At 41.3% G+C, this 14,745-nt stretch carries 7 protein-coding genes; all 7 read left to right on the forward strand.

Going from position 1 to position 14,745, the window contains the following annotated elements; all coding sequences use genetic code 11:
- Window positions 1–106 precede the first annotated feature (106 nt).
- The 7 genes from B4B65_RS10190 to B4B65_RS10220 all read left to right on the forward strand — a co-directional run bounded on the left by B4B65_RS10190 (window position 107) and on the right by B4B65_RS10220 (window position 14,678).
- Entirely contained in the window at window positions 107–3,373 is a 3,267-nt protein-coding gene (locus tag B4B65_RS10190; protein ID WP_293915553.1) for a SusC/RagA family TonB-linked outer membrane protein, read from the forward strand.
- A gap of 12 nt (window positions 3,374–3,385) precedes the next feature.
- Window positions 3,386–4,867 carry a RagB/SusD family nutrient uptake outer membrane protein gene (locus B4B65_RS10195; protein ID WP_293915554.1) on the forward strand — a complete coding sequence of 494 codons (1,482 nt, stop codon included), beginning with the start codon at window positions 3,386–3,388 and terminating at the stop codon, window positions 4,865–4,867.
- Window positions 4,868–5,132: 265 nt separating this feature from the next.
- Window positions 5,133–5,741, forward strand: a complete 609-nt coding sequence (locus B4B65_RS10200; protein ID WP_293915555.1) for an RNA polymerase sigma factor — start codon at window positions 5,133–5,135, stop codon at window positions 5,739–5,741.
- Window positions 5,742–5,807: 66 nt separating this feature from the next.
- Window positions 5,808–6,983 carry a FecR family protein gene (locus tag B4B65_RS10205; RefSeq protein ID WP_293915556.1) on the forward strand — a complete coding sequence of 392 codons (1,176 nt, stop codon included), beginning with the start codon at window positions 5,808–5,810 and terminating at the stop codon, window positions 6,981–6,983.
- A gap of 137 nt (window positions 6,984–7,120) precedes the next feature.
- Window positions 7,121–10,510, forward strand: coding sequence for a TonB-dependent receptor (locus B4B65_RS10210; protein ID WP_293915557.1), 3,390 nt, complete (start codon window positions 7,121–7,123; stop codon window positions 10,508–10,510).
- 19 nt (window positions 10,511–10,529) lie between these two features.
- Entirely contained in the window at window positions 10,530–12,164 is a 1,635-nt protein-coding gene (locus B4B65_RS10215) for a RagB/SusD family nutrient uptake outer membrane protein (RefSeq protein ID WP_293915558.1), read from the forward strand.
- Between the two features lie 21 nt (window positions 12,165–12,185).
- The gene (locus B4B65_RS10220; RefSeq protein WP_293915559.1) at window positions 12,186–14,678 is read left to right on the forward strand and encodes a zinc-dependent metalloprotease; all 2,493 of its coding nucleotides are present in this window, start codon (window positions 12,186–12,188) and stop codon (window positions 14,676–14,678) included.
- Window positions 14,679–14,745 lie beyond the last annotated feature (67 nt).

Below are 14,745 nucleotides of genomic sequence, written 5' to 3' on the forward strand. Positions count from 1 at the left end.
AATAAGCTAGAGAAGGTTGAAGGCTTCTCTAGCAGAGATAGTATATATTCTACATTGTACTGACTACAAGTATTACCAATGTAAAACCTTACACTAATCAAATATAATGAAAATAACCTCTAATTATGGGAAGGAAGGCTATTGCAGATACTCTTCTGTCCGAAAAATACTGATTGTGATGAAACTCATTACATTATTCATGGTGGCGGCGCTCTGTCAGGTACAGGCTCTTACACATGCGCAGTTAGTCACGCTCAAAGGAAAAAATGCGCGACTCACCGATATTTTAAAAGAAATAAAAAAACAGACCAGATACGATGTGATCAGTGAATCCGGTATCGTTGGTCGTCTTCGGGTGGAGGAAGTCGATCTGAATAGAGTGTCTTTGGATAAGGGACTTTCACAGCTATTAGCTCCGTTTGCATTAGATTTCGTGATTGAAGATAAAGCTATTGTTATAAGACGATCTTCAGTTGCAAAAATGAGCAAGGCCGAAAATACGACAGATGTACAAACGACAATAAAAGGTAAGGTCAGCGGAAAAGACGGGCAGGCAATTAAAGGCGCCACAGTACAGGTGAAAAATACACGTGAAGCCACAGCTACAAAGGATAACGGTGAATTTGAGATTACAGCTAATCCTGGTGATCTTCTCATGGTAAGTTCTGTCGGATTCGTAGCTCAGGAAGTGTCTGTACAAGGCCGGGGATACCTGACTGTGGTACTTGATATATCCAATAGTGCACTGGATGAAGTCGTCGTGGTGGGATATGGGGAGCAAAAGAGAAAAGATGTACTTGGAGCAATCAGTACGGTTACATCAGAAGATTTTGATGACAGACCATCTACCAATCTGGGCTATTCTATGGAAGGTAAATCAGCCGGCGTGATGATTACGCGCCCTTCCGGTAAACCACAGAATGGGATGAGCGTACGTGTACGTGGTACAAACTCTATTACTGCCGGCAGCAATCCCTTATACATCGTGGATGGTGTGCCGACTCAGTTGATATACGATATTAATCCAAATGATATAGAAAGTGTGTCTGTTCTTAAAGATGCTGCATCAGCAGCTATCTATGGTGCTTCCGGAGCAAACGGGGTGATTCTGATCACAACTAAGCGTGGAAAAGAAGGAACTTCCAGATTAAAACTCTCCGGTTATACCGGTTTCAGCCGGATCGCAAAGAAAATGGATGTGCTGGACAGAGATCAGTATATATCTCTGATGAATGAAATCGGGCAGGTTGCTGATTGGAGTAAATATACCGCCAATACAAACTGGAGTGACGAAGTATTTCGGGTAGCCCGGCTTCAGAATTATCAGATGACTGTAGAAGGTGGCAATGCAAAAACCAAATATTATCTTTCCGGAGCATACTCAAATGAAAACGGAGTAGTGAAAACAAATCATATCAAAAGGGGAACAGTCAAAATGAACCTGGACCAGAAGGTAAATGACTGGTTGAGTGTTGGTACAAGTATCAGCTACGCACGTTGGTTTGATAAAAATATAATCGATAATTCGGGATCAGGCAATGCCGGCGTGATTATGAACGTGCTGACCAGTTCTCCGGTTATCGGTATCTACAATGAGGATGGTACATTTACGGCTAATCCTCTTCGGCTATCTTTCAACAATCCTGTAGCCTATATAGACGGTTCCGTAAACGGATATAATAATAACCGTTTCTACGGGAATATTTTTGCAAATATAGATTTGCTGAAAAATCTGAGATTCAGATCCATGTTTGGATATGATAATTATAACAGTAAATACAATTATTTTTTAGATCCGTTTAAAACAGATTGGGGAAGAGTAAATCGTGGTATTGCCAATCTTTCCAATGAGCAGAGTGAATACTGGTTGTCAGAGAATACATTAGAATATAAACAGACATTTCAGGATAAACATAATCTCGAAGTATTGGGAGGAGTGACCAGTCAGCGTAAATATGGAGAATCCAGCAGTATTGAATCTAAAGGATTCAACAGTACCGCTGTACAAACGGTCAACGGCGGAACAATATTTACAAATCCGATAACAGCTAAGAGTCAGCGGAGTAACATCTCCATTATTGGCCGTATACGCTATTCATTTGACGACAAATATCTGCTGTCCAGTAATTTCAGAGCGGATGCTTCTTCTGTATTCGGTCCGGACAATCGCTGGGGATATTTTCCTTCCTTCTCAGCAGGATGGCGTCTGTCTGAAGAGAATTTTCTTAAAGACGTGTCGGCTATCAACGACCTGAAGATCAGGTATTCATGGGGACAGGTAGGTAATGATGCAATCGGCGCCTACAGTTGGTACGGAATCGTATCACCCGGAATCAATATGATTCAGGGTGGTCAGGTCGTAGCCGGTACGGGACCATCCACTCCGGAAAATACAAGTCTGAAGTGGGAAGCTTCAACACAGAATAACCTGGGACTAGATGTAACTATCTTAGACAACAGGCTGACATTTGCCTTTGATGTATATCAAAAGAAGACAAAGAATCTGTTGTTAAATAAACCGCTGGCTCTTTCCAGTGGTTTTACAGGAGCATTACAGAATATCGGAGATCTGGAAAATAAAGGATTAGAGCTGACAATATCTTCCAAAAACCTGAAAGATAAGCTGATCTGGAATACGGATTTTAATTTCTCACTCAATAGAAATAAGGTCGGATATATAGGAGGACAGGATATCCTCGACGGATACATTCCTTTACGCCAGGAGGTATCATTGATTCGTGAGGGGTTGCCTTTAGGTGTATTCTGGGGATATCGTTCACTTGGAGTAGATCCTGCTACAGGGATGATGAAGTATGAAGACCTGAATAATGACGGAAGTATAGATGACGCCGATAAAATGATCATCGGTAATCCCAATCCCAAATTTGCATTCGGTCTGAATAACAACTTCCGGTATAAAAATTTCGGACTGTCTTTCTTTTTGCAGGGTATTTCCGGCAACGATGTATTCAATGCTACACGAATTGAAACTGAAGGAATGAATGATTTCAAAAATCAGTCTGTTAAAGTCCTGAACAGATGGACAACAGCAGGACAGCAGACCGATATCCCGAAAGCGATCTATGGAGATGTTACTAATTCAGATATTTCTTCCCGATTTGTAGAAAACGGATCTTACATGCGGTTGAAATCTGCGACGCTTAGTTATAGTTTTCCATCTGCCTGGCTTAGCAAATTGAAAATAACGGAATTGAGTTGCTATCTGACCGGTGAGAATATCTTTACCGTAACAAAGTATTCCGGATATGATCCCGAATCCAGCGCCTACGGTTCTAACGGAGCCTTCGGTATCGATTTCGGTACTTATCCACAGGCCAGACAATTTATTTTTGGTGTGAATCTAACCTTTTAACCTCCTGAAGCAATGAGAACGAATTATTTTACACAAATCATATTCATCTTGATGATGATCCCCGGACTTTCTTCCTGTGAGAAATTCCTGGACAATGCCCCCATGTCGGAAGCGACTTCAGGCAATGCCTACCGTACAGCAAGTGATCTGGATGCGGCACTGGTCGGTGCTTACCAGACATTCTATACGGAATACTTTATTTGGGAATATTTTGTAGTATCTGATGTCCGTTCGGACAATGCCTATGCCGGCGGAGATGCGGATGAAATATACCAGTATGACGACCTCGATATTTCTCCGCTCAATTCTCGTATACTGGGCACATGGCAGCAATTGTACAATGGTATATCCCGTGCCAATCTGGTCATCGGCAAAGCAGCCGAGGTTCAGGATCCGGCTTTAGATGTCAACAACCGCAGGGAATACCTAATTGCTGAAGCTAAGTTCCTGAGAGCTCTGTTTTATTATGAGCTGGTCAGACAATTTAGAGAAGTGCCTATAGTGACAGCCTATGCAAAGATTAATCCGGAAGAGGCCAATATTAAAAAATCTACAGAACTGGAAGTCTATAATTTTATTGTTAAAGATCTGGAAGAAGCTGCGATATTACCCGCTACCTACAGTTCTTCTTCATTAAGTCAGTCTAAAGCGACCAAAGGTGCCGTTTATGCTTTACTGGCAAAAGTCTGGGCTCAGCGTCCGGATCGTGATTACAATAAAGTGCTGCAATATACAGATGAAGTAGAACGTCTCGGCTACGATTTACATGGCAGTTTTGATGAGTTGTTTGATGGAACACACTACGATAATAAAGAAAGCATATTGCTGATACAATTCAAGGAAGGCACAAATCAATCCAACTGGGGACCACAGATGTTGCTTCCTTCATCACTCTCAGGAGATGACTGGCGCAAATACATTACACCATCCAAAGATCTTGTAAAAGCGTTTGATGATGCCGGAGATCATATCCGGAAGGATGCCAGTATCTTATTTGACGATGCAGGCTGGTCTGATGAGTTCTGGAAACCTTGTCCGACAACAGGAGAGATACCTTTTGCCTACAAATTCAGACATGCCAGCGGTTGGATGAGCGGAGACCATATTTACATTCTGAGATTTGATGATATTTTGTTGCTCAAAGCGGAAGCTCTCAATGCTCTGGGAAGGTTTGGAGAAGCTTTGTCTCCGTTGAATAAGATCAGAGACCGGGTAGATCTGCCGGCTCTAGATATTCAGAATAAAGATGCTTTGTTGCGTGCGATACTGAATGAAAGGAGGTTAGAGTTTGCATTTGAAGGGGATCGCTGGTATTCTTTGCAGCGGACAGGTATGTTGCAATCCACCATGGACAATCTTAAAGAATACCGTCTCATCTGTGGAGGTAATGGTACATTAATGAATTATGGTATGAATGATAACAGAGTCTGGCTTCCTATTCCACAGAGCGAATTGAACAGAAATCCAAATCTGGTTCAAAATCCTGGTTATTAATTAATATTCGTACGGTAAATATATTCGGAGCCCCGGTCTTTTAAAAACAGACCGGGGTTTTTCCTTCTTTTTCTACTGTTTATGTATTTTTTCAGACTATTTTGTTGTGATCATGTTTGGATATTGTCAAGAAATAAGGGTTTCTCCGGTAATTTTCTAAATAAATAGTTACTTTTGCACGTAAGGTTTTGAAAAGTAACGCCTTTTAAGGGCATAAACCTGCAAATATGTCTATACCTATCCTCAACTAAACTAACGGAGCATAATGTATCCTTTACAACATGAAGAAGAGTTTGTGAAGCATCTTTCTGAAGGATCTCAGAATGCTTATGAACTTCTTTTTTCCAGATACTGGACTCATGTATTTGCCGTAGTCAAGCTACTTGTTAAATCACAGGAACAGGCAGAAGATATTTCACAAGAGATATTTGTTAAGGTATGGAACCGCAGAGAGGATTTGGGAGAAGTTAAAAACATTAAAGCCTATCTCTATACTATTGCCCGGAATACAACGCTGGACCATTTGCGTAAAAAGGTACTCGTTACCGAAAATCTGGAGCAAATGATTCATTATTTTACTGATCACGCACTCACTCCGGTGCAGCGCATGGAATATAAAGAGTTGGAAAATATAATATCCAGAGGTATTGCCACATTACCTTCCAAAGTAAAAGAAGTATTTGTGATGAGTCGTATAGATGGTCTCTCGCACGAAGAAATTGCTGCAAGGCTGGATATATCTGTCACATCTTCAAAGACCTATGTCGTCAGAGCGCTGAAATTATTAAGACACTACATGTCAAAAAACACAGACCTCCAGGTACTGGTGTTAGCAGCATTATTGTTAGAAAAAATCATATCCCAAACAAAATGATTTTTTTTGTCTTCCCCGAAGATCAGATTACGTCTATAGTTATGTAAAGCATTTATTAATCTTTTGATGAAGGACAAAAAAGCGTTCGAAATACTGTATGCCAAATATATAGAAGGATCTCTTTCCGCAGAAGAACTGCTGGAATGGGTAGAGGTATTTCAGCATCCGGAAAATGAGCAATACCTGACTGAACTGATCGGACGTACTTTTGAGAGCTACAGCGTTCCGGAAGATCCCGAGGCAGCGAAGCAGGCTTTTCATAGATTTGAAAGATTAATTGATACAGAAGATACCTCTTCAGACACACCTTCGTTATCCCTCAATAAAAGTATATTCCGCATTTTCAGACAATGGAAATACGTAGCGGCAGCCGCCCTTTTAAGTATTGCCTCGTATGGAATTTATCAGTATACATCACAGACAGCTCCACAAGATCGCATTGCAGATCTTGCTAAATCAGATGTTGCTCCCGGAGGAAATAAAGCCATTTTAAAGCTGGAAGACGGGAGTGAAATGAAACTCGGTCCACAGGGCGAACTTATTGTAAACGGAGACAGGCTGGAAGACGGGGCAGGGAATATGCTGTTAAATGGCCAGTCCAGAGAAACATGGCAGAGTATAGAGGTGCCGAAAGGAGGTCAGTATACGGTTATTTTGTCCGACGGAACAAAAGTATGGTTGAATGCTGACTCTAAAATGAAGTTTCCGGTCGAATTTGCAGCTCAGCAACGTCAGGTTCAGCTGCAGGGTGAAGCGTATTTTGAAGTGACAAAGGATGCATCCAAACCATTTATTGTCAAGAGTGCAGAACAACAGATAGAAGTATTAGGTACCTGGTTTAATGTATCCGCATATCCGGATGAACCTACTGTCACGACCTTGGTTTCCGGCAAAGTAAATGTATCGGCATTTGGAAAACAGGTGGCATTGACGCCGGGGATGCAGAGTGTTGCGAATGATCAGCAACTTCAAAGTAAGCAGGTAGATGTAGAGCCAGCTGTGGCATGGAAAGATGCCAAATTTGTATTTGTAAAAGAACCTCTGGAAGATATTATACGTAAGCTCGAAAGATGGTATAATGTTGACTTTGTTATTCAGCCCGGATCAGAAGAATTAAAGAAAAAAACATTTAGCGGCTCATTATCCCGCAATAGTAAACTGTCTGAAATATTAAATCTATTTAAAATCACTGAAACCATCAGGTTTGAAATCACAGAAAGGAGGGTTTACCTGATGAAATAACCTCTACTAATCAAAAAACCAGAAGCATTAATACTTCTGGTTGACCTAGGCTAATGAAATTAAAAGCGATGTGAATAAGTAAGACCCTTCGAAAGTAATACCTTATCCCTTCGCTTAAACCTAAACTCTTCAAATATATGAATTATAATGTGGGATTGGGAGGACTGCGTACTGTTCTCCTGAAATTATTATGGGTAATGAAAATTACTGTCTTCATGCTGGCTGTAGCTTTTGTCCTGGTATCCTTTAAGGGTGAGGCACAGACCATTAATATCCGGGGTAGTCATCTGCGGATTGAAAATTTAATCAAAGAAATTCAAAAACAATCAGGATATAACTTTTTGTTTGATGATCAGCTTCTCGAACGTACAAATGTTAAAAATGTACATATTGTCAATGCATCTGTCAAACAGGCTTTGGATGCTATTTTCAATGAAACAGACATTACATATGTCGTGACTGATAAAAATATAGTCCTTAAGAAAAAGAAAGAATTGGGTGTGGCGGTCACTACCCTGACGTTGCAGGAAGAAGTCATTAAAGGCATTATTCGTAATGATCAGGGTATTGTACTGCCTGGTGCAACTATCCGTAATAAACGAAGCGGGCTTATTGTTTCTACCAATAATGAAGGAGAGTTCAGCATCCGTGCACAGGCAGGTGATGTTCTTGAATGCAGTTTTCTTGGATATCAAAGGGCAGAGTACAAAGTCAAAAATAATGAAAATGCTGCAGTTGTGCTTTCTAAAGCAATAACTGAACTGAACGATATTGTTGTAGTGGGGTATGGTGCCCAGCAAAAGAAATTGGTCGCGGGAGCTATCAATACGATCAAAGGGGATGAGCTTGCAAAATCTCCGGCAGTCAATCTATCTAACACCTTAATGGGAAGGGCTCCCGGAATATCATCTACGATGACTTCGGGAGCTCCTGACCGTGACCGTGCTACTATCAAAATACGCGGAATGGGTGAGGCGCTGATCGTCATTGACGGAGTGGCCAGAGAAGGTCAGGGAATCATTGGTATGGAAATGGATAAGTTGGATCCGAATTCCATTGAAAGTGTTACTGTGCTTAAAGATGCTGCCGCCGCAGTGTACGGTACACGCGGTGCAAATGGTGTAATCCTCATTACCACGAAAAAAGGTAATAAAGAACGCCTGGATATTCAGTATAGCGGACAGTTTGGTTTTCAGCAGAGTACCAGATTACCCCGTTTTCTGGATTCTTATCAGTATGCAATGCTGAATAATGAAATGTACGATAATGATGTTGCTGAAAGAGGTTCTTCACCACGGAGTAAGTATACAAATGAGGAGTTGCAGAAATTCAGAGATGGCACCGATCCGGATCGTTATCCGAATACAGACTGGTATAAAGAAGTGCTTAATAATACCGCAATGCTGCAACGTCATAATGTAAATGTAAACGGAGGCAGCAAAAATGCCCGTTACTTCGTGAGCGGAACATATACAGATCAGGATGGTCTGATGAAAACCTCCGGATTGAAAAGATATGGCCTTGTCAGTAATACGGAATATGATGTCACACCAAATACAAATTTATCTGTAGGTATTAACTATATCAGTGAAACGGCAAATAATCCGGCCGCATATGCAGAGACGATCTTTAGCAGACTGGCTTCATTGGGATCTATAGCTCCGGCCAGGTTCTCTAACGGATATTACGCTTATTCCGGATTTTCAGGTAATCCCTATTCAGATGTATTAGCCGAAAGTGGCTATAACCGGACCACAAGAAACGTATTTACAGGTTCATTCCGATTGACACAGCAGATTCCTTTTATCAAGGGATTATCCGCAAGTGCTGCAGTAACTGTAGACCGTAACAACGCTTTTCAGAAAGGATTTACTACACCTGTTCCGCAATATACATTAGCACAGGACAGAGAAGAATATACGTTACAGAATGGCTCGGAAAAACCTTACCTGAGTCAGTCTTACAACCAGAATAACAATGTCAATGTACAGGTGAAATTAAACTACAAGCAAAAGTTTGGAGACCACCATGTCGATGCGATGGCACTTTATGAGCAAAATGAGTTTAAAAGTGAAATGTTCTCCGCCGACAGAAGCAACTTTCCTGTAGCGAGCTTAGATCAGCTTTTCCTTGGAGACGCCAGTACCCAGAAAAACTTAGGTTCTTCTACAGAAAATGCAAGACAAAGTGTCGTTGGCCGTCTTGTATACAGCTATGATCAGCGTTATGTGGTAGAAGGAAGTTTCAGATATGACAGTTCACCTTACTATCCCAAAGGAAAGCGTAATGCACTTTTCCCGGCAGTATCAGCAGCCTGGATTGTGTCTGAAGAAGACTTTTTCAAAGAGCGATTCTCATTTGTTGACAATCTGAAAATCAGATCTTCATTTGGACGGTTAGGGAATGATGGAGGTAGCTTGTATACCTATTTTTATAATTATGCCATCATGCCAGCTGGATATGTATTCGGGACAAATAATGCGATTACTCCACTGACCAGAATTTCAAATCTTACTGTTCCTAATACGAATATTACCTGGGAAAAAGTAGATGCTTTTGATATCGGAGTGGATGCCATTCTATGGAAAGGTAAGCTGGGATTCGAACTGGATTACTATAACAAGAATAAGTTTGATATTCTGCGTTCCAGATCATATGATGTGCCATTGTCATTTGGTATGACTCCTGCTTTGCAGAATTTTGCAAAAGAAAGATACTACGGCTATGAAGCGGCATTGTCGCATAGAAGCCGTATAAAAGATGTACAGATCAATGCCCGGATCAATATGACGTATACGAAAAGCCGTGCAGTAGATTATGGAGAAAATGATGCGGTATTACCGGGTTTACGTCAGGAAGGATCTGCCATTGGAATGGTTCGTATTCTGAATGCAAAAGGTATCTTCAGAGATGAGGCAGATGTAGCTAACTGGCCTAAATATCTGAGCAGTCCTAATGGCACTCCTGTTACTCCGAAGCCGGGAGATATCAAGTATGAAGATATGAACGGTGATGGGGTAGTCGAATTGTATAGTGGCAGTCCGGATCGTGCATTTGAGGCACGCTATATCAATCCACCGACTGTATACGGAATCAATCTGGGTGCAGCATGGAAAGGTTTATCTGTAGATGCATTTTTCCAGGCATCGACAGATGTATTTATCAATTATACAGCTGCCAATGATATTGCTAATTTCTATGAACTTCATTTAGACAGATGGACTCCGGATAATCCGGACGCCAGTTATCCAAGATTATTGTCTAATCATGAGAATAACAGACTTCCATCTACTTTTTATGTGAAAAACGGAAACTATATCAAATTGAGAACAGCACAGCTGGCTTATGATATTCCAAAAGACTGGATCAAAGCTGCAGGTCTGAGATCTATGAGTATCACTGTGCAGGGGCAAAACCTGTTTACGATCAGTAAAAACAGAAGATATGATCCGGAATCTACCGGTGCAACAGCCAACTTATATCCTCCACAACGCATCTTCTCTATGGGAGTTCGCGTAGGTCTTTAACATTTAATGCATTTGATCCATGAAAAATAACAACACTATACTTCGTATTTTATTATTATCAGGACTGATAGGATTCTCATCCTGTCAGAAGGATTTTTTAGATCGCAAGCCGCTCAATCTGGTGTCTGAAGAGACCGTATGGTCAGATCCGGCGCTGATCAAACTTTCGGTCAATGAATTCTATACATTTTTAAATACCGGATTTACCAATACGTATGTACCTGCTGCAGTAACAGATGATTTGCAGTTGATCGGTACAGAAGAAAAAAAGATAACAGCTTACCTGACGGGTGATTTTTTCAACAGCACATTTCCGGAACGTAATCTCTGGAAAGACGCCTATGTTCAGATCCGTAAGATTAATTATTTTATCGGCAGAGCTGAAACGGCAAAAGTACTGAATGAGGATGACAGACGCCTGTTATTGGGACAGGCCCGTTTTATGCGTGCCTATTTATATTTTCAAATGTTTTCTTCTTTTAAAGATGTTCCCCTTTTATTAAAGGCTCAGCCTATAGAAGAAGCAGAAGAGAAACCACATAAAATGTCGCATGAAGAAGGAATGGCATTTGTCGCTTCAGAACTTGAAAAAGCAGCTTCGGAATTGCCTGCTACTTATTCCAAAGAGGAGTGGGGACGAATTACAAAAGATGCAGCTTTGGCATTCCGGACAAGAGTACTGCTTTGGGCAGCCAGTCCGCTTAATAACACAGAACAAAATATGAACCGCTGGAAAGTAGCTGCTGATGCAGCTGAGGCGGTTATCAGCAGTAACGCTTTTCAACTGCAGAAAGAATATAATGACGTATTCCTGGTTAAAAACGTAATGACGCGCCCGGAAGTAATTCTCGAATTCAGATATAATGGTTTGAAAGGTGAAAAACAACATGCATTTGATAAAAACAATAGCCCTACTGGTTACGGTGGCAAGGGTATCAATTGTCCTACCCAGGATCTGATTGATATGTATGAAATGGCCAATGGAAAGGCTATTGATGAAACCGGATCAGGTTACGATAAATCAAATCCTTATAAAGGAAGAGATCCGAGATTTGAAAAATCTATCCTGTATAATGGAAGTATGTTTAAGGATCGGGCAGTAGAAGCTTTTACCGGTGGTAAAGATATGCCAAGAACAAATCCAAGTCCGACAGGATACTATATGAAGAAATTTATTGATGAAAAATTCGACTACAATAAAGATGCAAGTATAGGGAGCAGCACCAACTGGGTAATTATGCGTTACGCTGAAGTCCTGTTGAATTTTGCAGAAGCAAAGAATGAAGTAGAAGGGCCTGTACAGAGTGTATATGATGCTGTAAATGCGATACGTAAAAGGGTGGCAATGCCAGAATTGCCCAAAGGTCTGGATAAAGACAAAATGCGTCAACGTATACAGAAAGAGAGAAGGATAGAACTTGCTTTTGAAGATAATATCCGCTATCAGGATCTGAGACGCTGGAAAACAGCAGATGTGGTACTGAATAAGTCTGTAAATGGCGTGACGATTACGAAGAATACCGATGGGACATTTAAATATGTAGCAAAATCTGCCGGAACACGGGTGTTTACGGACAAAAATTACTGGATGCCTATCCCGCTGACAGAGCTGGGTGTCAATACAAATCTTCAACCGCAGAATCCGGGTTGGTAATCTATATACATAAAGACAGAAATGAGATATATAAGTAAGATAACCATCGCATTGGCGATGATGACTATGGGGACAGGATCTCTTTATGCCCAATCAGGCAAATGGTCCGGTCTGGTGAAACTGACAGATAAATCAGATACTTCAAAGAAGGAAGATGATAAACCAAAAAAAGATAAGATCAAAAAATTTGATGAACTGATCAGTAAAGATGCTGTTAAAAGTAAGGGGCTCTTTAATAGTTACCGTGTTGGCGATAAGTATTATATGGAGATTCCGGATAGTCTGCTGAACAGAGACATGTTAGTGGTCACACGCTTTACACAGACGCCTGTCGGCCTTAAAGAATTCCGTTCACAGTATGGAGGGGAGATGATCAATGATCAGCTTTGGCAATGGCACCGAAGAGAAAATACAATCTATATCCGCGTACCGAGCTATGCCTACATGGCTACAGGAAATACAGACATCAATCAGGCATTGGCCAATTCCAATGCTATGCCTATTCTGGCTGCTTTTGATATAAAAGCGTTTAATGAAGGGGGGCGCAATGTAGTGATTGATGTAACGGATTTCTACAACGGGGATATTCCGGGGATGCAATTGCCGGAGAACCTGAAGAAAACATATAAAATCGCAGGTATAGATGCTTCCCGTTCTTATATTGATACAGTCAAAGCTTTTCCGGAGAATGTGGAGGTAAGGACTGTTAAAACCTTTAAAACACCTGATCTGCCTGCAGATAAGACAGTCGGAGCGATGACTTTCGGACTCAATACTTCCATGGTATTATTACCAAAGGTACCTATGCAGCCACGTTATGATAATCAGAGAGTAGGTTATTTTTCTAACCGCAAGATTGATTTTGGTGCGAATGATCAAAAAGTAACCAAAAAAGCATTTATTCAGCGCTGGCGGCTGGAACCTGATGATTTGGAAGCGTACAACAGAGGGGAACTGGTCAAGCCTAAGAAGCAGATCGTATACTATATTGATCCGGCTACACCCAAGAAATGGGTGCCTTATCTGATTGCCGGTGTAAACGATTGGAATGAAGCCTTTGAAGCTGCTGGATTTAAAGAAGCTATCGTAGCCAGAGAGGCTCCGACACCCCAGGAAGATCCGGAATTCAGCACAGAAGATGCACGCTATTCTGTCATCCGTTATTTTGCTTCGGAAACTGAAAATGCATATGGTCCGCGTATATCTGATCCGAGATCAGGAGAGATCATAGAAAGCCATATCGGTTGGTACCATAATGTAATGTCATTGCTTCGCAATTGGTTTTTTGTACAGACTGCAGCTATTCATGACGGAGCTCGTGGTGCCAAACTTAGTGATGAGCAGATGGGACAACTGGTTCGGTTTGTATCTTCACATGAAGTCGGACATACTTTAGGGTTGCTCCACAACTTCGGATCCAGTGCAGCATATGATGTAGACTCTCTTCGTTCTCCCGCATTTACCGAAAAATATGGTACAGCACCTTCTGTAATGGACTATGCACGTTTCAATTATGTAGCACAGCCAGGTGACGGAGTCAAACAGATCTATCCTAAAATAGGAGAGTATGACCGTTTTGCGATTGACTTTGGTTACCGTTATTTTGCAGGCCAGACTCCGGAACAGGAAGAGCGTGCATTAGAATTGCAGATTCGCGAGAAAGTAAAGAATCCTGTATATTTCTATGGCAGACAGGGATCTATGGATCCGCGTGCACAAAGTGAAGATCTGGGGAACGATGCTGTAAAAGCAAGTGATTACGGAATTGCCAATTTACGTTATATTCTGCCGAATCTGGAAAAATGGACGTATGATAATGCGGATGATTTAAGTGGTACTAAAGAATTGTATCTGGAAATTATGCGCCAGTATCGCCGCTATGTCAATCATGTGCTTGCAAATGTTGCAGCTATGACAGAAGATGTGAAGACTATGGGCGAGCCGGGAGCTGTATTCACGTATGTAAGCAAGGATAAACAGCAGAGAGCTGTTGACTTTGTTGGGAGACAGGTTTTCCAGACGCCTACCTGGTTATTGGATTCCACTTTACTTTCCCGTGTAGATTACGGAACAATGGTCAACCGGATCGTTGAAATGCAAAATCAGGTACTGACTTCACTTATGGAAACATACGGATTTGCGCGCATGCTGGATGATGAATTTAAAAATGGTAATCAGGCTTATACTGTAAAACAGTTGTTGAATGATCTGGAGAAACAAATATTTGAATCAAATGCCAATGATGTATTCAGCAGAGGATTACAGCGTGCGTATGTAGATCGGTTAGGCGTATTGCTGAAACTTGATAAACCTGTACAGGAGACAGCCTACGCAGCAGCAGGTCTGACACCTTACAATCCGAATCTCTCAGATATGCGTATCATTATGTACGAAGCGTTGCTGCAGGTGGAGCAAAAGATTGCTAAATCTGCCAAAAGATCAAAAGATTTTGAAGCGGTCCATTACAAAGACCTGTTGAATCGTATAGAGAATATCAAAAAACTTAATAAATAGCCGGTTTTCAGACTATTATATTAAGATCTTATAACCCCGTACCGGCTACAGCCGGTACGGGGTTTTA

The organism is Sphingobacterium sp. UBA5789, assembly GCF_002418355.1.
In the GTDB taxonomy this organism is placed as follows: Bacteria; Bacteroidota; Bacteroidia; order Sphingobacteriales; family Sphingobacteriaceae; genus Sphingobacterium.

Bases quoted from the DNA above. Each gene is read 5' to 3' on its own strand.
- B4B65_RS10190 (WP_293915553.1), top strand. From the start codon at position 107: ATGAAAATAACCTCTAATTATGGGAAGGAAGGCTATTGCAGATACTCT.
- B4B65_RS10195 (WP_293915554.1), top strand. From the start codon at position 3,386: ATGAGAACGAATTATTTTACACAAATCATATTCATCTTGATGATGATC.
- B4B65_RS10200 (WP_293915555.1), top strand. From the start codon at position 5,133: ATGTATCCTTTACAACATGAAGAAGAGTTTGTGAAGCATCTTTCTGAA.
- B4B65_RS10205 (WP_293915556.1), top strand. From the start codon at position 5,808: ATGAAGGACAAAAAAGCGTTCGAAATACTGTATGCCAAATATATAGAA.
- B4B65_RS10210 (WP_293915557.1), top strand. From the start codon at position 7,121: ATGAATTATAATGTGGGATTGGGAGGACTGCGTACTGTTCTCCTGAAA.
- B4B65_RS10215 (WP_293915558.1), top strand. From the start codon at position 10,530: ATGAAAAATAACAACACTATACTTCGTATTTTATTATTATCAGGACTG.
- B4B65_RS10220 (WP_293915559.1), top strand. From the start codon at position 12,186: ATGAGATATATAAGTAAGATAACCATCGCATTGGCGATGATGACTATG.